1 pseudogene is annotated in these 1,160 nt (G+C 60.1%); it reads left to right on the top strand.

The features are described 5' to 3' along the window. Positions 1–723 (top strand): annotated as a pseudogene (locus A3730_RS00615) (malate synthase G); the annotation flags it as partial. Positions 724–1,160: the final 437 nt, after the last annotated feature.

Below are 1,160 nucleotides of genomic sequence, written 5' to 3'. Positions count from 1 at the left end.
AAAGCCCTGCCGTGGATCGGCGCCTACGAAGACTGGAACGTGGACATTGGCCTGGAATGCGGCCTGAAAGGTCACGCCCAGATCGGTAAAGGCATGTGGGCCATGCCCGACGAAATGGCGCAGATGATGGCCAACAAGGCCGGTCACCCGAAAGCCGGTGCCAACTGTGCCTGGGTACCGTCACCCACTGCAGCCACGCTGCACGTGACCCATTACCATGAAATCAACGTGGCAGAGGTTCAGGAAAAGCTGGCCAGCCGCACCCGTGCGTCCCTGGACGACATCCTCACCATCCCGTTGCTGACCCGCGAACTGACCGCCGAAGAAATCCAGCAGGAGCTGGATAACAACGCCCAGGGTATGCTGGGTTACGTGGTGCGCTGGATTGATAGTGGCGTGGGTTGCTCCAAGGTGCCGGACATCAAGGATGTGGGGCTGATGGAAGACCGCGCGACCCTGCGGATCTCCAGCCAGCACGTGGCCAACTGGCTGCACCACGGCATCTGCAGCAAAGAGCAGGTACTGGAAACCATGAAGCGCATGGCGGAAGTGGTGGATCGTCAGAACGCCAACGACCCGGACTACGTGCCCATGGCCAAGGACTTCGACGGCTCCGTTGCCTTCCAGGCGGCCTGTGAGCTGGTATTCGAAGGCTGTGCACAGCCAAGCGGCTACACCGAGCCGGTTCTGCACCGTCGTCGCCGTGAGTTGAAAGCCAAGTAAGGCTTTCGAGCACACAGAAAAAGCCCCGCTAGTCGGGGCTTTTTTGGTTGTAGGGCGGCGACTCCTAATCCCCCCCGGGCTTTCTGCGAAGCCGCTGTGGTGGCGCGATAGCCAGAGTGTCGAGGTGCGAGAAACGAGTTTCGAAAGGCAAACCCCAAACCATGGGGAAGCCCGACGATTTTCGCTGCTCGTCACTCGTCACTCGTCACTCGTCACTCGTTACTCGTTACTTGCAATCAGGTTTATCGCGCCGCCTGCGGCGCTTCTGCGTCACCGCGTGTTGCGTGGTGCTACTCCTTCTCCACCATCACCTCCAGCGGCAAAGTCATGCTTTGTTGCTGGTTTTGATAGCTTCCAATGCTCTGACGGCTTCCACTCTGTGTCACGGTGATGCTGCCCATGGGCTGCCAGCGGCCCGGCGTGACCCGCAAGGTGGT

This window comes from Alcanivorax sp. HI0044 (assembly GCF_001634945.1).
This window is presented reverse-complemented; position numbering and strand designations above follow the sequence as displayed.